This window comes from Paenibacillus cookii, from assembly GCF_018333375.1.
Taxonomy (GTDB): domain Bacteria; phylum Bacillota; class Bacilli; order Paenibacillales; family Paenibacillaceae; genus Paenibacillus_AQ; species Paenibacillus_AQ cookii.
In genome coordinates, this window is sequence record NZ_BORW01000046.1 from 16,127 (window position 1) to 33,559 (window position 17,433).

Here is a 17,433-nt window from a genome sequence, read left to right on the forward strand (position 1 = left end):
CTTCTTCCCCTCCTTTAGCTTTTCAGTAGTCCCTGCTGCTTCAAATACGCGATGGCAACCTCCCGCTCGCTTTTTTTCTCGATGTCCACCTGGTAATTCAGCGAGATCATCGTATCCGCGTCCAGATGGCCGATGAGCGGCGCGATCGCGTCTTCGATTTCGGGATGTTTTTTCAGCAGGTCCGTACGCAGCACGGGGCTCGCGTCGTAAGGAGGGAAAAACTGCTTGTCGTCCTTCAGCGTCTTCAAGTTGTACGCCTTTAACCTCGAATCCGTGGAATAAGCCAGCACGATGTCGACCTGCTTGCCCGCGACCGCGCTGTACACCAGGCTGATCTCCATCGGGAACACCTGGCCGAACTTGATGCCGTAGGCTTTGGAGAACGCGGGATAACCGTCGGTGCTCCGTTCCAGCCAGGTCGTGTCGACGCCGAGCTTCATGCTCGCCATATCCTTTTTGACGTCGGAAATGTTCGCGTAACCTTTGGATTCGGCCAGATCCTTGCGCACCGTAAAAGCATACGTATTTTCAAAGCCGAGCGGGTTCATCCACGTCAGGTTGTAGTATTTTTGGAAGCCTTCCTGGGCCTCCTTCAGAACCTGGGCGCGTTCCTTCGAACCGCTGATCGGAAAATGGTTATTAAAAATTTCTCCGGAGTAGAGCGTTCCCATTTGCACGTCGTTTCTGGTGATCGCGTTTAACACCAGCGGACTGGATGCTAGATCGGGAATAATGTCCACTTTCAAGTTCGTACGGTCCTCAATCAGCGCCTTGTACATTTCCGCCAAAATTTTCGTTTCGGTAAACGTCTGCGCCCCGATCGTCACGTCGGCCTGAATCCCGCATGAAGACAGCAAACCGGCCAATATGCAAGACAAAAAAAGCAGCGTTGTTTTTTTCATCCGTTTCAGTCTCATCACGTCACGCCCCCCCTTGTTCCGGCTCGAATCTTTGATCCGGCGCATCATATCGCAGACTCCCTTGTCTGGTGGTAATGCCTGCCGAGCCAGCCCTCCAGCAGGCCAAGCAGCGCGTCGGCGACCAAGGCCAAAAGGATCGCGCCGATTCCGCCGATAAAGATCATCTCGGGTTTGTTGACGCCAAGGCCGGATACGATCAGTTGTCCCAAACCGCCGGCGCCGATCAGGGAGGCAAGCGTCGCCCAGCTGATGATGTAGACCGTCGTGATCCGGATGCCCGACATGATATAGGGAAGGGATAACGGGAGCTGAATTCTCATGATGGTTTGCGCGGTGCTGTACCCCATCCCTTTGGCGGAATTCAGCACGCCTTTATCGACCGAATGAAAACCGTCGTACGTGTTCCGCAGGATCGGCATCAACGAATACAGAAGCAGCGCCAGTATGGCAGGTCGCATCCCGATGCCGAGCAGCGGGATCAAAATCGCCAGCAGCGCCAGGCTCGGCACCGTCTGGAACAGGTTGGCGACGAAAAACACGATGCTGTTGATCCAGCCGACCCGGCTGTATACGAGGATAATCCCCAGCGGTACCGCAATGATCGTCCCCAGGATGACCGCCGAAAACGAAATGGCCAAATGCTCCTGCAGCGCCTTTAAAATGTCGGGATACCGCTCCGTGATAAAACTCCAAAACGCGTTCATATCACTCACCCTCTCCGCCGGCGGCAGAGCGGTCGACCCCTGGGTAAACCTCGGCCAAATGTTTTACGACGCTGCCCCTCGTAATCAATCCGAGAAAACGGTTGCTGCTGTCCACGACGGGAAGATTGCTGAGCTGATGGCTGTCCATCAGTTCAACCGCCTGCGCAAGCGTGCTTCCGGACGCGACCGAATAACGGACCGGCTGCATGACGTCGGCCACCGTTTTGCCTTCTTCGCCGTATTGGTCGAGCACCCGGTAAATGGACACCGCCCCTTGGAGCTGTTTGTTCCGGTCCACGATGAGCAGGGAATCGACCCGCTTCATCTCCATCACTTTGATGGCCTCGGCCAGCCCCCGGCTCGGGAATACGGTTACCGGGTTCGTGATCATCACTTCGTCGACGAGCGGGATTTGATAAGTGCTTTCGCTTCCGCCTTCGTCCTGAAGACGTTTTTGCCCGATAAAATTCCGCACGAAGTCGTTGGCCGGATGGCGCAAAATCGCGTCCGGCTTGCCGGTCTGCACTACCTCGCCCGCTTTCATCAGCACGATGGTATCGGCGATTTTGATCGCTTCGTCCATGTCATGGGTCACGAAAATGATCGTTTTATGAAGCTCCTGCTGAAGCCGGATCAGCTCGTCCTGCAGCTGCTCGCGGCTGATCGGGTCCAGGGCCGAAAACGGTTCGTCCATCAAGATGATGTCCGGATCCGCCGCCAAGGCACGTACGACGCCGACCCGCTGCTGCTGCCCGCCGCTAAGCTCCGACGGATAACGCGAGCCGTAGATCGTATGGTCGAGGCCGACCATGTCCAGCAGTTCGTTTACCGTGCGTTCGATTTTATCTTTGTCCCATTTTTTCAAGCGGGGTACCACGCCCACGTTTCTGGAAATGTTCATATGGGGAAACAAACCGACGCTTTGAATGACATAACCGATATTGCGCCGCAGTTCCACCGGATTCATTCCCGAGATGTCCTTGCCGTCGATCAGCACCCTGCCCGAGGACGGCGTGTTCAACGCGTTGATCAGCTTCATCGTCGTCGATTTGCCGCAGCCGCTCGGTCCGATCAGAACGGTAATCTCTCCTTTTTTGAATTCCAGGTTAATGTCTTTCAATGCGTGAAAGCCATTGTCGTAAACCTTGTTCACATGATCCAGTACTATCATTCAATCGCCCCTTTGCAAGCATTATCCATATTATGCGGAGCATTCGGCATATCATCCGTCGGGGGACGCAAAAAACGGTTAGGAAGGCTGGACTAAGGCTTTCCCAGTTTGCAAAACTCCCCGGAAATCGAGGAGCCGTAGGAAGCCAAGAGACAAAACCAAAACGAAACAGAGGTCAAGCGCATGTATGGATGGGGTGGAAAACAAAGAGGAAACCGTGAGGTCATTATCTTTATGAACAAACCTAAAAATCTTCGTTACGGCATTCGAAATGCATACCTTAACATTCCACCTTGTGACTCGGCTATGTAAATGTCGCTCGAAAACGAAAAGCATGCGCAAAAGGCGCAGCTTTCCGGCCTTCCACGAGATCTGGTGCTTCTCCCCCGACCCGAAACGGATAACGAATTCACCGTACATTCCTACGAAAAAAAGGAAGGCGCATCCGCAGTCTTATGTTTCATTCATTACCCTATTCAATCCAAGGTGAAACAAGTTTTCGCCGGTTTATTTTTTAGTGCCGCGGGTCCAAAATCCTCCGTGAAGCATCACCGGTTCGGTCACGACGATAAAGGCTTTCGGGTCGAGCTCCAGAATGGAATTGTACAATTTCTTCTGATTTTTCCGCTTGGCCAGCACTTCAAATACGAGCCGGTGCCCGTCGCGGCCGCTTCCGATCCACGAAGTCACCCCGTACCCGTTGTCCCGCAGCGCGTTGGCCATGTTGCTTTGCGGATCGTTGACGATGACTTTCATCGTGATGTATCCGAGCGCGATCCGTCCCTCGATCCAGGAACCGACAAGCACGCCCAGCCCGTAGCCGACGGCATAAACGATGAGGCTGAGCGGCTGGTTGACGTATTTCAGGACGATGCTGAGACCCAGGACGTAAATGGTAATTTCGAACATGCTGAGCACCGCCGCCAAATATTTTTGCCCTTTCAGCGTCAGGATCATGCGTAGCGTAAAAAACGAGACGTACACGATTTGAATGATAAAAATGGCTGCCAATATGCCAAGCATGGCGGATCACTCCTTTCAAAAGCCGGATGACCGGGAGGCCGCTATCCCGAAATATTCTCCTATTCAAGTAACTTAACCTCTTTCGGAGCCCGGTTATACCTCTTTTTCATTTTTTGTCCCGAAAAAAAAGCCGCGCCCTCATCCCGCTGAAGTAAAAAAAGACCGGGAAACGGGCATTCGCTCCTTACTCCGGTCCATATCTGTTGAAATAACAAAAAACTCTCCCGCATACAACGAGAGAGTTGGAGCATAGCGACAATTAGCCTATGCCGAAAATCTTTTTGAATTTCGAAAACATGCCTTTTTTCTGATCCAAATGCATCAGCGGTACCGTATCCCCCAAAATGCGGCGGGCAATGTTGCGGTAGGCGATCGCTGCCCGGGAATCGGGATTCATCACCGTCGGCTCGCCGCTGTTCGCCGCTTTGATCACAAGTTCGTCATCGGGCACGATCCCGATCAGATCGATGTTCAGCACCTGGATGACGTCCTCGATATCGAGCATATCCCCCGATTTCACGAGATTCGGGCGGATGCGGTTGACGATCAGCTTCGGAGATGCGATCTCGGAGCTCTCGAGGAGACCGATCACCCGGTCCGCGTCGCGGACGGCGGCGTTCTCCGGCGTCGTGACGACGATCGCTTTGTCCGCGCCGGCGATGGCGTTTTTGAATCCTTGCTCGATTCCTGCCGGACAGTCGATGATGACGTATTCATACTCTTTTTTCAGCTCTAAAACAATGTCTTTGACCTGTTCCGGCGACACGGCGTTTTTGTCCTTCGTCTGGGCGGCCGGCAGCATATACAGCTCATCGAAACGTTTGTCTTTTACAAGCGCTTGATTCAAACGGCAGCGTCCTTCCGCCACGTCGACCAAATCGTAAATGATCCGGTTTTCCAGGCCCATGACCACGTCCAAATTGCGGAGGCCGATGTCCGTGTCCACCAGACATACCTTTTTGCCGAGCAGTGCAAGCGCAGTCCCGATGTTGGCCGAAGTGGTGGTTTTTCCGACACCGCCTTTACCGGAAGTAACGACAATAGCCTCTCCCATATGTGCTACACCCCTTTAAACACGTTAAAATCAGGCCGCAAGCGTACAATGTTGCTGATTTTGTCGATTTGCATGGCGCCGTTTTGCAAAAAAGCGAATTCCATGCTGGTTTCGCGCGTCTCCCATTCATCGGGAGGACGGCTGATTTGTTCCGCGATCCGAAGCTGCGTCGGGGCAAAATGGGATGCGGCGATAATCGAATCCTCGTTGCCGTCGACCCCGGCATGCGCCATGCCGCGCAAGGCCCCCAATATGTAAATATCCCCCGTGCACAAGATGCTGCCTCCGGGGTTCACGTCCCCCAAAAAAAGCAGGTCCCCGTCATGGTGAAGCACTTGGCCGGACCTTACCATGCCGCACATGATTTTGTAAGGCGGAACTTGCGCCTGCTCCGGTTCCGGAAATTCGACCGAGCGGATGAGCAGGTTCCCCTTTTGTTTCAAAATGTCGAGCATGCGCTGCTTCTGTTCTTCCGTAATCCGCCTTGATCCTAATTTTACGTCCACATGGATGATCGGACCGGTTAAAATATTTTGATGGCTGTGCTCCAGCTTATAGCGGAGTTCGCCAAGCAGTTCCTCATATTCGCATTCATCGTCAAGCAGGAATACCAGGCCATCTTTGATGCCCTTAATCGTGACATGATTCGATTTGACTGCCATGCCTGTCCCCCCTATCTCATTACATTTCGCCTTCGCGAGGCAAAGTTCCTGCCGGAAAAGAAAAATGGCGGCGAGACTTATGCCGCCTTTTCTTTTGTCTCCCGCCTAGCAATTTTTTCAAGCTGCTTGCGCAAAGGAACGTAAATGATAAGCCCGAACACGAAATGAAGCACGAGATCGGGGAGAATGTGATGCAGCAAATTCCAGTCGTAGGTCAACTGCGTCAGCGAAAACAGCCGGTAGATGGCGTACAGCATGCTGTCGAACAGCAGGCTGCCCAGAATGACGACCGTCATCATGACGGGCATCGGGGCGCGCCGTACGCGGAAAATGAAGCCCATAATATAAGTTGAAAAACCCATCACCAAAGAATAAGTGCCGATCATATCGCCGTAAAAAACGACGTCATGGAGCATGCCGAAAATGATGCCGAGAACCAAAGCCGTATGACGGTTATGATAAATCGAAACAAACAGCAAAACGATAAATACCAGATTCGGCGAAAGGATATTTTGCCAGGAACCCGGCAGGATCCACGGGATCAGGGTACCTTCCAGGATAAACAACAGAAACAGCAGCAGAAGAAGAACTTGCTTGCGCACATTCATTACTTCGGCGCCTCCGGCGTAAAGACGACGAACAGCTGCTTCCAATCCTGGAATTCGGCCGCTGGCTTAATCGTTGCCGTTTTGGTTTTGCCGAACTTGCTTTCCTGCACGTTAACTACCTCTCCAATGATCAACCCCCGCGGATACTTGTCGGTATCTCCCAACGATACGATCGTATCCCCGCGTTTGATCGGATCATCCTGTTTGATCTGGGTCATGAGCAGCGTCTGCGTCGCCTCGTCATAACTTTCCACGATGCCGAAGGTTTTATGGTTATTCATGGACGTGGCCGCAATCCCGTTCGAATTCGGATCTTTGGCGTCCATGGCCGTAATCAGCTTCACGGTAGATGTAAAATTGCTGACATGGCTGATCACGCCCACCATGCCTTTTATGGATATCACCGACTGTCCTACTTTGACGCCGTCCCTTTCGCCAAGATCGATAACCAACGTCTTATTGACCGGATCCGCATTTACGCTGATGACTTGAGCGATATGATAGGTATAGTTGAATCTTTCTTTCTGCGCTCTCGTAAATTTCAGGTCTTCCTCAAGTTGCTTATTATGTTCTTCAATAAAATTATACTTTGCTTTTTCCCGCGTATATTGGGCTAGCGCAATTTTCAATCGTTGGTTTTCCTCGTATATCTCTCGCATATTGCCGATATCTTTAAACAAGCCCGCTACGTATCCAGCGGGCTTATAAATGATGTTTTGGACAAAGCCGACAGTATCCCTCAAAAACTTCTCGGGCCAGGACAACGTTGCCCTGGGTCCGAGCGTGAAACCCATCAGTGCGATAAACATAACAAGGGCGATTAAAATGACAAATAAGCGTTTGTTTCCAAGCAGCTTAAACAGTTTCAACACCCTCTTACTCTACTGATTTCTCTCCCAATATCAGGGGTTGACCCACAATTTCCGGCTTAGCGCTTCGAACGCACGGCCGAGCTGCTGCGGGATTTGAACAAATGAATGTTTTCAAGCGCTTTGCCCGTGCCGATGGCGACGCAGTCGAGCGGATTTTCGGCAACGATGACAGGCATGCCGGTTTCTTCCGCAAGCAGCTTGTCCAGGTTGCGCAGCAGCGCCCCGCCTCCCGTAAGCACGATGCCGCGGTCCATAATGTCCGCTGCCAGCTCCGGCGGGCATTTCTCCAAAGTCACCTTCACGGCTTCCACGATCGCGTTGACCGTATCGGAGAGAGCTTCACTGATTTCGTCGGACGTAATCGTGATCGTCTTCGGCAAGCCGGTCACCAGGTCGCGGCCGCGGATTTCGCTCGTCTCTACCTGCTCCAGAGGCAGGGCGGAGCCGATTTCCATTTTAAGCTGTTCGGACGTTCTTTCGCCGATCATCAAATTGTACTGGCGTTTAATGTACTGGATGATCGATTCATCCATTTCGTCGCCGGCCACGCGCACGGAACGGCTCGTCACGATGCCGCCGAGCGAGATGACGGCCACTTCGGTCGTGCCGCCGCCGATATCGACGACCATGCTGCCGGTCGGTTCCCAGACCGGAAGATCGGCGCCGATCGCCGCCGCAAACGGTTCTTCGATCGTGTAGGCCTCGCGGGCTCCGGCCTGCTTCGTCGCATCTTCGACCGCGCGCTGTTCGACGGCCGTAATGCCGGACGGCACGCAAACCATCACGTTCGGATGGCGCTGGAACATCGAGCGCTGTTTTTGAGCTTGACGGATGAAATATTTAATCATGGTCGCCGTCGTGTCGAAATCGGCGATGACGCCGTCTTTCATCGGACGGATGGCACGGATGTTGCCCGGCGTGCGCCCGATCATTTTTTTCGCGGACTCGCCGACCGCTTCGATGCTTTTCGTATCCGTACGGATTGCAACAACCGACGGCTCCCTTACGACAATACCTTTTCCACGGACATAGACAAGCGTATTCGCCGTCCCCAAATCAATTCCCAAATCTTTCGTGAAGCTCCCTAACATGCTGTAATCTCCCTTTCTTCGTCAATCTCAACTATTATATTACATCAAGCCTTGCTCCTTCAAACTGACGAATTCCCCGTCGCCGATAATGAGATGGTCCAGTACTTCAATCCCTACGATTTCTCCCGCTTCCTTCAATCTTGACGTCAGCGAGATGTCCTCGGGGCTTGGGGCCGGATCTCCGCTCGGATGGTTGTGCGCGCACAGGATCGAAGCGCTGCTGCGCTTGATGGCGGCGCGAAACACCTCGCGCGGATGGACGATGGAGGCATTCAAACTCCCGATTGAAAGCGTCTCTTGAGCAATAATATGATTTTTCGTATTTAAAAACAGACAGACAAAATGTTCTTTTTGCAAATAACGCAGCTGCTCCATGAGCACGTCCGCGGCATCCCGCGGACTGCGGATGACGACGGGTTCGTCCATGCGGGTGCGGGCCAGGCGGAGCCCAAGCTCGATCCCGGCTTTGAGCTGAACGGCTTTGGCGCTGCCGATGCCTTTGATGGCCATCAATTCCTCGGCGCTCATGTCCACAAGCCGGCGCATGCTGCCGACCTGATGCAAAATGCGCTGCGCCAAATGGATGGCAGACTCCTGCTTCGTACCCGTCCTGAGCAAAATGGCAAGCAATTCAGCGTTGCTTACGGCGCTCGCCCCATACTGCAGCATGCGTTCTCTCGGTCGTTCCTGATGGGGGATGTCGCGCAGCATGTACAAATGCGGCTCCATAGTTCCCCTACTTTCCCTTCACTTCAAAATCTGATCCCTATTCAAAGAACGTCAATTCCAAATTCCGACAGCATGTCGCTTAATAGCGAAACGGGAAGCCCGACGACGGTAAAATAACAGCCTTCGATGCCTTCCACGAGCGTGGAACCCAGGCCTTGAATGCCGTAAGCCCCTGCTTTGTCGCGAGGCTCGCCGCTTTGGACGTAAGCTTGGATCGTTGCATCCGACAATGGTTTCATGACGACCCGCGTCATGCGATGGCGGACCATCCTTTGTCCCGTGGCCGCATCGATGCAAGCGACTCCCGTATACACGTGATGGGCTCTGCCCTGCAATGATTTCAACATTCGAAAAGCGTCCGCATCGTCCGCAGGTTTGCCGAGCACCTGATCCTCCAGGACGACAATCGTGTCGCTGCCGACGATGACGGCATTTTCCGACGGATCGCCGATCTCTTCGTACACGGCCTGCGCCTTGCGCAGCGCCAAACCTTCGACGATCTGCCGGGGAGTCCAGTCGCTTGGCGTATGTTCATCGGCGTAGCTCGGACGGATCTCGTATGGAATATGTAGAGAAGCGATCAGCTCCTGCCTTCTCGGTGAGGTGGATGCCAGGACGACCCGGCGCGAATGGTTCGGTTTCAATGGAAAGGATCTCCTTTTTCTTGTCGTTCACAGCCTGCGATACAGCCACACGGAGACAATGATGCCGATCAAACTCAGCAGGCTCAATTTAAATTTAATGGTGATGTCGTAGCTGATAATGTCCAAATTAGCTTGCGGTGACCACTCGATCGGTGTTGAAGCAGTCAGAAAGGAAAGGGCTTGTACAGGTTCCAGGGCCTTTGCGATCCAGGCACCCGCCAGCCAGCCAAGCAGCAAAAACAAGAGCAGTATACCTACGTTCTTTTTCATCCTTCTCTTCCCTCGCCATAATTTGACACCCAATTTATTATACGGTTATTTGTACGTCAATACAAACAGAAATCCGGCATGGGGAACTATTTCCAGTTCCATACCGGATAGGCTCTGTTACTTGAATTTTCGGTCGTCGGACACTGCATTCTCTTTAGGAAAAAAACTTTACGCTTTTCCTAGTTTGGAAATCAGTTCCTTTTGCTGCATGACGTATTGCATCATGCGGGACTGAATTTCCCAAAGCAGCGCCTTGCTCGCGTTCCGGTTGTATTCCGTCAAAGCCGAAACCGCGCTGTTCATCGTTTGTTCGATTTGGGCCCCCAGCTGCTCATCCTCCCGGCTTAATCCCGTCTGGAACGATTTCATCGCTTCGGTCCAGCGGCTGTGGATGTCCGTGACGGCGGCCTGCTCGCTTGCGTTTAAAGCCCCGGTTTTTTCTTGGCTGAGCAGCGCAGCCGACAGCGTGCTCAGCTTCGACGCCAATTCGGAGCTTGTTTCGAAATAGCGGCCCGCCGTGTTCGCATCCCCGGCGAATTTCAGCTCGCTGATCGCCGGCAGCGTGATTTCCTTAACGTACAGGTCCATTCCCTTGTCTTTAAGCTGGCTGCTGAGCAGCTTGGCCTGTTCGCGGTCGGTCGAGATGCCGGCATACACGCGGTACTCCTCATCCGGGTCGTTGCCCGCCGCAAGCCCGTATTGCTCCAGTTCCTTTTTGGCCTGATCGGCTCCTTCCTTCGTGCTGAAAAGGCCGTACTGGAGAACGTAATACGAGCGCCCCTGCACCGAAACGGCGACGGGAGCGGCCTTTGCCGGTTCGCCGGAACTTTCCGCAACGCTTTCCGTGCCCGGTTTAACCGGGACGATCGAACCGCCCGAGCCGTCCTTGAAAAACGACAAAATCACGAAACCGAACAATGCGCCGGTAACGACGGCGCCCGTGATCGTGCCGATCACCTTCCATGGCGATCCGGGACGTCTCGGCCGATAAGATACGTTCCCAAGCTCCGGATAGACTTCGTCCGCCAGATTCCGCCATTCTCCCGAAAGATCGCCGCTGCTCCCTGAATCATATAATTCGACGTCATCCGTTTTCTCGCGCCGATGCTCCTCTTTTGCGTCCTCCCGCGGCCAGCCCGAGATCATTTCATCCCAAGGCTCGTCTTTATGAAAAGGATCCGACCACCCCTGCATTTGTCCCGATACGACATGCAAGTTTTTTTCGGGCCTGTCCTCTATAGGCTCGTGCCGCGGAGGCATGCCGTTTTCGGCCTGAACCGGCGCGGCTTCCCTCCCGGGCATCGGTTTGAACGTTTGCTCCGCTTTTTTCGTCGTTTCCTGCCCGGCATCGAGTCCTCGCGGCGGGTCCTGATTAAAGCGAAATGTCATTCTCGCCTTGTTCACGGTCATTCACCTCACCCTTGTCTCTATTACAAGGAATATATGACGGATTGTCCGGACTTATGCCGCCTGGGGATCATGAATTCGGGCAAGTTATCGAAGCCCAAAAGAAAGAGGCCTCCCGTACGCAGCCTGGGCGCATTCCGGGAAGACCTCTTCGCTTTGTTTCTATGTAAGCCGCGGCCCTGGAAGGGCTACAGCTCCTTGGCCAGCTGGTAGCCGACTTTCCATATGTCCCCGGCACCCATCGTAAGCACGAGGGTACCCGGCTTGATTCTTTGCTTCAGGTCGGCCAGCACATCCTCTTTTGTCGGAAGGTATCGGGCCCCGCTGTTGCTGTTTTGCACGATCAGCTCGACCAGCTTGGCGGAGTGTACCCCCTCGATTTGCTTTTCCCCTGCCGGCGAATAGATATCGGTAATGATGACCTCGTCCGCATCGCCGAACGCGCGGCTAAACGCATCCAGCAGGAAAAAGGTACGGCTGTAGCGCTGCGGCTGGAATACGGCGATGATCCGTTTTCCCGTCGCTTTGGCCGCACTGATCGTGGCTTCGATCTCCGTTGGATGGTGAGCGTAGTCGTCGATAATGAGGATATCGTCTTTTTCGCCCAGCACTTGGAACCGGCGTTTCGCCCCATGGAATTTGGAGATGGCGCCGGCGATTTGCTCAAACGAAATTCCCGCCTTCAGGCAGGAGATGACCGTTGCCATCGCATTGTATACATTATGGCGGCCCGGCACCGACAATTGCACCGTTCCGAGCGGTTCGCCCTTATGGTTCATCGTAAAGGATACCTGGCGGTCTCCGAGCGCCAGATCGGTTGCGGTGTATTCCGCGTCCTTGGCGTCGATGCCGTACGTCGCCACTTGGCAGCGGATGCCCGGAATGATCGCCTGGATGTTATCGTCGTCCGCGCATACGACGGCCGTGCCGTCTTCGCGGATCTGATTCAGAAATTGAACGTAAGCTTTTTTCAGCTTTTCAAAATCGCCGTCATAGTTTTCCAGATGGTCGGCTTCGATGTTGGTCACGATGCCGAGCCAAGGATGATACTGCAGGAACGAGCCGTCGCTTTCGTCCGCTTCGGCGACGACAAAATCCCCTTTTCCGGCTTTTGCGTTCGTACCGACGTTCATGATTTCCCCGCCGATGATATACGTCGGGTCGATGCCGCATTCTTCCATCACCAAAGCGATCATGGAGGACGTGGTCGTCTTGCCGTGAGCGCCGGCGACCGCCACGCCCTTGCGTTCGTTCAGCAGTCTTGCCAGCATTTGCGACCGGTGCAGAATCGGAATGTTCAGATGTTCCGCTTCGACGCGTTCCACGTTGTCTTTCGGCAAAGCCGTCGAATATACGACCAAATCCGCTCCGTGAACCTGCTCGGCCGTATGTCCGATATAAATTTTGGCGCCTTTGGCCGCCAATTTTTCCGTTAATTCCTGGGAAGCCACGTCCGAACCCGTGATCTTGTATCCCATTTCAAGCATAACCCGTGCAATGGCGCTCATCCCGTAGCCACCAATACCGATAAAATGAACATGTTCAGAATTCAACAGATTTTCACCAACCTTTTTCAGAATCGGTTTGACCCAGCAGAGCGGCCCGCACATCCGAAATTAAATAAAGCGTGCCGGATACTACCGCCAAATCCTCCGCTTCTGTCCGTGACTTAAGTAGTTCCAGCGCGTTTTTCCAGTCCGGTTCGACGATGATCTGCAAATCCGGTTTGCCGTAGGAATGCTTCAGCCCCTCCGCGATGTCGCGCAGCGCAGCAGCGTCCATTTTTTTCCGGAAGTCCGGCTCGGTCAGGATAAGCGTATCCACTATAGGAAGTATATGCTTCAAATAGGATTCATGATGCTTATTCGCCAGCATTCCCATCATCAAATTTAACCGTTTATGCGGATAGTGCCGCTCGATGCTTTTCCGCAAGGATTCCGCACCTTCCGGATTGTGGGCTCCGTCCAGCACGATGCGCGGCGCGGAGCCGGAAGTAATCTCTTCCATGCGTCCGGCCCATGCCGTTTCCCGGAACCCTTTCAACATATCTTCCTCTTCCATGACAAAAGCCATGTACTGCCTTAAAACCTCCAGAGCCATCAGCGCCCCGGCCGCATTGGCAATCTGGTATTCGCCCTTCATGCCGATTTCAATATCGTATTCCCGAAACGGGCCGTTGAAATGGAAGGATTGATGCGAACCGTGGTCGCCCGTGTATTCGAACGTGAATTTTTCCCCGGCCAAATACAGCGTTGTGCGGCATTCCTCCGCCTTTTTGCGCAAAACCTCGATGGCTTCCGGCTGCTGCACGCAGCTGACCACCGGTACGCCCGGTTTGATGATCCCCGCTTTTTCAAAAGCGATTTGCTCGACCGTATCGCCAAGAATGTCGGTATGGTCCATACCGATGTTCGTGATGACCGACACGACCGGGTATACGATATTGGTTACATCCAGCCTTCCCCCCAGACCGGTCTCCCATACGACGATATCGGGCACGCATTCCTCGGCGTAATACAAAATCGCAAGCGCCGTCGAAACCTCGAACATCGTCGGAGATCCGAGCTCGGTCGCCGCAATTTCCTCAACGATCGGGTACAGCCGATTCGCAAGCATCAGAAGCGTTTCTTCGGGAATATCCTCGCCGTTGTATTGAAAACGGTTCGTGAACTTGGTGATGTAAGGGGAAGTGTATGTTCCCACGGTATAGCCGCTTTGCAGAAGCACCCGGGTCAAAAACGCGCAGGTCGAGCCTTTGCCGTTCGTACCCGCGACATGAATGAATTTCAGCCGCCGGTGCGGATGGCCCAGCATTTCCATCATTTTTTCAATTCTGGCCATGCCGGGGCGTATTCCGAAAGGGATCAGCCCGTTAATCCAGTCGGCGGCTTCCGCGTAAGTGCGCAAAGAAGAGAAGCCTTCAAATCGATCTCCCATTTCCCATTTCACCTTCTGAAATTTATTTGATCCCCGGATGCCGGCGCACCCGGGGGCAGGTTCCTTCAGCAACTTAACCCTTCAGTTCCTCGATCCGAGCCAATACCTTGCTCCGTTTTTCGGCGTAGTCCGCCATTTTCGCCTTTTCCTCGTCGATGACTTTGGCTGGCGCTTTGGATACGAAGCCCGGATTGCCGAGTTTCTTTTCAACGCGCTCCACTTCGCTGTTCAGGTGCTTGAGCTCTTTTTCGAGGCGGGCGATTTCCTGATCGATATCGATCAGCCCCGCCAGCGGCAGGTAAAGCTCGGCTCCGGTGACGACGGCGGTCATCGCCTTGTCCGGCGCTTCAAGCCCGGTTCCCGCCGTGAAGCTCGACGTGTTGCAGAAGCGCTGTACATAAATTTCGTTGCGGCGGACGATTTGCAGCACCTGGTCGTCTCCGGCATTCAGCATGAGCTCGACCTTTTTGCTCATCGGCACGTTCACTTCGGCACGAATGTTGCGCACCGCGCGGATCACGTCCATAAGCAGGGACATTTCGCGGGCCGCATCGGCATTTTCGAGGGCCGGATCATATTCCGGCCAAGCCGCCAGCGTGATCGTGTCGCCCTGATGCGGAAGATGCTGCCAAATTTCCTCGGAGATGAACGGCATGAACGGATGAATCATCCGGAGCGTACGGTCGAGCACATAGGCAAGCACCGATTGCGTCGTCTTTTTCGCCGCTTCATCCTCCCCATACAACGACAGCTTGGAAAATTCGATATACCAGTCGCAGAGGTCATCCCAGATGAAGTTATACAGCAAGCGGCCGGTTTCGCCAAATTCATAGGCATCTATTAGACGCGTGATGTCCCGGGAAGTTTCGTTCAGACGGTGCAAAATCCAGCGGTCGGCCGTGCTCAGGTTGCCGCTGATGTCGATGTCGCCGTACGTGAAGCCTTCAAGGTTCATAAGCGCGAAACGCGAAGCGTTCCAGATCTTGTTGGCGAAGTTCCGGGCCTGCTCGACGCGTTCCCAGCGGAAGCGCAGATCCTGTCCCGGCGTGCTGCCCGTCGAAATCATGTAGCGCATGGCGTCCGCACCGTACTTCTCGATGACATCCAGCGGGTCGACGCCGTTGCCGAGCGATTTGGACATCTTTTTGCCTTCCGGATCGCGCACCAGTCCGTGCATCAGCACGTCCTTGAACGGAATTTCGCCGGTGAATTCAAGCGCGGTAAAGATCATCCGGGCTACCCAGAAATAAATGATGTCGTAACCGGTCACCAATACGTCCGTCGGATAGTAGCGTTTCAAATCGTCGGTTTGGTCCGGCCAGCCCAGCGTCGAAAACGGCCACAGCCCGGAGCTGAACCAGGTATCAAGCACGTCCTCGTCCTGATGGAGGTTTGCGGAACCGCACTTGGAGCATGTAGCGACCTCTTCATATGCCACGTGAACTTCGCCGCAGTCGTCGCAGTACCAAGCCGGAATGCGGTGGCCCCACCAGAGCTGGCGGGAAATGCACCAGTCGCGAACGTTTTCGATCCAGTTCAAATAGGTTTTTTCGAAACGTTCGGGTACGAAGTTAACGCCTTTGCCCGATTTCTGGGCTTCGATGGCCGCTTCGGCCAGCGGCTGCATTTTGACGAACCATTGCGTGGACAAATACGGCTCTACGACGGCGCCGGTGCGCTCGCTGTGCCCGACTTGATGGACATGGTCTTCGATCCGGATCAGAACGCCCTGCTCCTTCAAGTCCTGAACGATTTGCTTCCGGCATTCGCTGCGGTCAAGCCCTTCGTATTTGCCGGCCTGGTCGTTCATCGTGCCCGTCTCGTCCATCACCGTAATTTGCGGCAGGTTATGGCGCAGGCCGACCTCGAAGTCGTTCGGGTCGTGGGCAGGCGTAATTTTAACGGCCCCGCTTCCGAATTCCTTGTCGACGTACTCGTCGGCGATGACCGGGATTTCGCGGCCCACGATCGGCAGCACGAGCATTTTGCCGATCATGTCCTTGTAACGTTCGTCTTTCGGATGAACCGCGACGGCGGTATCGCCCAGCATCGTTTCCGGACGCGTCGTCGCGACCGTGATATGCCCGCTGCCGTCTTTCAGCGGATAGGCAAGATGATACAGATGTCCTTGAACCTCTTTGTATTCGACTTCGATGTCCGACAGCGCCGTACGGGCGGCCGGATCCCAGTTGATAATGCGTTTGCCGCGGTAAATGAGCCCTTTTTCATGCAGCTTGACGAAAACTTCGCGCACCGCTTTGGACAATCCCTCGTCCAGCGTGAACCGCTCCCTGGAGTAATCGAGGGAAAAGCCCATTTTCGCCCATTGCTCATGAATGGTTTCGGCGTATTTTTCCTTCCATTCCCATACCTTTTCCAGGAACTTCTCCCGGCCCAGGTCATAACGGCTAACGCCTTCCTCGCGCAGCTTCTGCTCCACTTTCGTCTGGGTGGCGATGCCGGCATGGTCCGAGCCCGGAAGCCACAGCGCGTCATATCCCTGCATCCGCTTGGTGCGGATCAAAATGTCCTGCAGCGTAAAATCGAGCGCGTGCCCGATATGCAGCATGCCGGTTACGTTCGGCGGCGGAATTACGATCGTGTAAGGCTTTGCGTCTTTGCGCTGTCCCGCCTTAAAGAATTCGCCGTCGATCCAATATTTGTACCATTTTTGCTCGGCAGCCTTCGGATCGTAAGTCGTCGGCATTTCCGTCGTTAATTTGTTGTCCTGCTCTGTCATTTTCTAACTCCTCCATCACAAGATCAGCTTTCTTCGGGATTTTGGCAATCCTTGGCAAGAAAAACAAAAAAGCCTTCCGTCCTCAAAGGACGAAAGGCTGTTCTTTCGCGGTACCACCTTTGTTTCGCGCCATGGTCAACCTTCTACGCCAGATCTCTCCGGCGGCCGTCCTCCGGGGACGGATGCCTTCATGCACGCGACACTTCATGCAGATAACGGCTGCAGCCGGCCATGCCCTAACCCGGCGCAAAAAGCGGACGGGATCAAGCAGGCAACTCCCGGGCGACTTCGGTTGAAACAGCATCCTGCGGAATCTCTCAGCGCAGCAATTCCACTCTCTGAAGGGCATGTCATCCTACTATTCCCGTTCATCGTTCTTCAACAAAATATATACACATCATAACTTGGTTGCGGATTTTAGTCAACATAACCGGTGCCGTTGCCTAAAGTCGATTCCGCGTTATAACGTTTATTATTAACTCAACTTTCGCAGCTTAATTTTCCGAACAAAGCCTTGATATAATTGGGCAAACTCGCAATCCATTGCTGGAGTTGACATACAACGGCAGACTGATCCCGTTTGGATTTTGCTTCCGTGAAC

Annotated in this window: 16 protein-coding genes and 1 other annotated feature; all 16 genes read right to left on the minus strand. The window is 53.9% G+C overall.

Translation table 11 applies throughout. The annotated features are described in order from the left end of the window. Positions 1–14: 14 nt before the first annotated feature. Positions 15–917 carry a glycine betaine ABC transporter substrate-binding protein gene (locus KI367_RS24545; RefSeq protein ID WP_212952650.1) on the minus strand — a complete coding sequence of 301 codons (903 nt, stop codon included), beginning with the start codon at positions 915–917 and terminating at the stop codon, positions 15–17. Between the two features lie 47 nt (positions 918–964). Further along, positions 965–1,624 carry an ABC transporter permease gene (locus KI367_RS24550; RefSeq protein ID WP_212952638.1) on the minus strand — a complete coding sequence of 220 codons (660 nt, stop codon included), beginning with the start codon at positions 1,622–1,624 and terminating at the stop codon, positions 965–967. A gap of 1 nt (position 1,625) precedes the next feature. Beyond that, entirely contained in the window at positions 1,626–2,795 is a 1,170-nt protein-coding gene (locus KI367_RS24555) for a betaine/proline/choline family ABC transporter ATP-binding protein (protein ID WP_212952640.1), read from the minus strand. 507 nt (positions 2,796–3,302) lie between these two features. Then, the gene (locus KI367_RS24560; protein ID WP_036713021.1) at positions 3,303–3,818 is read right to left on the minus strand and encodes a DUF2179 domain-containing protein; all 516 of its coding nucleotides are present in this window, start codon (positions 3,816–3,818) and stop codon (positions 3,303–3,305) included. A gap of 259 nt (positions 3,819–4,077) precedes the next feature. After that, positions 4,078–4,872, minus strand: coding sequence for a septum site-determining protein MinD (minD, locus tag KI367_RS24565; RefSeq protein ID WP_036713019.1), 795 nt, complete (start codon positions 4,870–4,872; stop codon positions 4,078–4,080). Positions 4,873–4,877: 5 nt separating this feature from the next. Beyond that, complete coding sequence (minC, locus tag KI367_RS24570; protein ID WP_036713018.1) at positions 4,878–5,534, minus strand: septum site-determining protein MinC; 657 nt, start codon at positions 5,532–5,534, stop codon at positions 4,878–4,880. A gap of 77 nt (positions 5,535–5,611) precedes the next feature. Then, complete coding sequence (gene mreD / locus KI367_RS24575) at positions 5,612–6,142, minus strand: rod shape-determining protein MreD (RefSeq protein ID WP_212952642.1); 531 nt, start codon at positions 6,140–6,142, stop codon at positions 5,612–5,614. After that, positions 6,142–7,014 carry a rod shape-determining protein MreC gene (mreC, locus tag KI367_RS24580; protein WP_036713016.1) on the minus strand — a complete coding sequence of 291 codons (873 nt, stop codon included), beginning with the start codon at positions 7,012–7,014 and terminating at the stop codon, positions 6,142–6,144. The genes mreD and mreC overlap by 1 nt, the downstream gene beginning before the upstream one ends. Before the next feature lie 56 nt (positions 7,015–7,070). Next, positions 7,071–8,105, minus strand: coding sequence for a rod shape-determining protein (locus KI367_RS24585; RefSeq protein WP_036713014.1), 1,035 nt, complete (start codon positions 8,103–8,105; stop codon positions 7,071–7,073). A 39-nt stretch (positions 8,106–8,144) separates the two neighbouring features. Next, positions 8,145–8,834: a RadC family protein gene (gene radC, locus KI367_RS24590; protein WP_036713012.1), complete on the minus strand. Its 690-nt coding sequence runs from the start codon at positions 8,832–8,834 to the stop codon at positions 8,145–8,147. A 41-nt stretch (positions 8,835–8,875) separates the two neighbouring features. Beyond that, positions 8,876–9,478, minus strand: coding sequence for a Maf family protein (locus KI367_RS24595; RefSeq protein ID WP_036713011.1), 603 nt, complete (start codon positions 9,476–9,478; stop codon positions 8,876–8,878). A gap of 27 nt (positions 9,479–9,505) precedes the next feature. Then, positions 9,506–9,748 (minus strand): DUF4321 domain-containing protein, encoded by a 243-nt coding sequence (locus tag KI367_RS24600; RefSeq protein WP_036713008.1) that lies wholly within the window; start codon positions 9,746–9,748, stop codon positions 9,506–9,508. A 168-nt stretch (positions 9,749–9,916) separates the two neighbouring features. Further along, the gene (locus KI367_RS24605; protein WP_212952644.1) at positions 9,917–11,152 is read right to left on the minus strand and encodes an SPOR domain-containing protein; all 1,236 of its coding nucleotides are present in this window, start codon (positions 11,150–11,152) and stop codon (positions 9,917–9,919) included. A 191-nt stretch (positions 11,153–11,343) separates the two neighbouring features. Next, a complete protein-coding gene (murC, locus tag KI367_RS24610) occupies positions 11,344–12,711 on the minus strand; it encodes a UDP-N-acetylmuramate--L-alanine ligase (RefSeq protein WP_212952652.1) in 1,368 nt (455 codons plus the stop codon). 4 nt (positions 12,712–12,715) lie between these two features. Continuing rightward, entirely contained in the window at positions 12,716–14,092 is a 1,377-nt protein-coding gene (locus KI367_RS24615; RefSeq protein WP_212952646.1) for a bifunctional folylpolyglutamate synthase/dihydrofolate synthase, read from the minus strand. A 73-nt stretch (positions 14,093–14,165) separates the two neighbouring features. Continuing rightward, positions 14,166–16,832, minus strand: a complete 2,667-nt coding sequence (locus tag KI367_RS24620) for a valine--tRNA ligase (protein ID WP_036713004.1) — start codon at positions 16,830–16,832, stop codon at positions 14,166–14,168. 82 nt (positions 16,833–16,914) lie between these two features. After that, positions 16,915–17,213: a binding site (T-box leader), on the minus strand. Between the last annotated feature and the right edge of the window lie 220 nt (positions 17,214–17,433).

Coding starts and splice junctions, on each gene's coding strand:
- minD (WP_036713019.1), bottom strand. CDS start 4,872: ATGGGAGAGGCTATTGTCGTTACTTCCGGTAAAGGCGGTGTCGGAAAA.
- KI367_RS24620 (WP_036713004.1), bottom strand. CDS start 16,832: ATGACAGAGCAGGACAACAAATTAACGACGGAAATGCCGACGACTTAC.
- mreD (WP_212952642.1), bottom strand. CDS start 6,142: ATGAATGTGCGCAAGCAAGTTCTTCTTCTGCTGCTGTTTCTGTTGTTT.
- KI367_RS24545 (WP_212952650.1), bottom strand. CDS start 917: ATGAGACTGAAACGGATGAAAAAAACAACGCTGCTTTTTTTGTCTTGC.
- KI367_RS24600 (WP_036713008.1), bottom strand. CDS start 9,748: ATGAAAAAGAACGTAGGTATACTGCTCTTGTTTTTGCTGCTTGGCTGG.
- minC (WP_036713018.1), bottom strand. CDS start 5,534: ATGGCAGTCAAATCGAATCATGTCACGATTAAGGGCATCAAAGATGGC.
- KI367_RS24555 (WP_212952640.1), bottom strand. CDS start 2,795: ATGATAGTACTGGATCATGTGAACAAGGTTTACGACAATGGCTTTCAC.
- KI367_RS24550 (WP_212952638.1), bottom strand. CDS start 1,624: ATGAACGCGTTTTGGAGTTTTATCACGGAGCGGTATCCCGACATTTTA.
- radC (WP_036713012.1), bottom strand. CDS start 8,834: ATGGAGCCGCATTTGTACATGCTGCGCGACATCCCCCATCAGGAACGA.
- KI367_RS24560 (WP_036713021.1), bottom strand. CDS start 3,818: ATGCTTGGCATATTGGCAGCCATTTTTATCATTCAAATCGTGTACGTC.
- KI367_RS24615 (WP_212952646.1), bottom strand. CDS start 14,092: ATGGGAGATCGATTTGAAGGCTTCTCTTCTTTGCGCACTTACGCGGAA.
- KI367_RS24585 (WP_036713014.1), bottom strand. CDS start 8,105: ATGTTAGGGAGCTTCACGAAAGATTTGGGAATTGATTTGGGGACGGCG.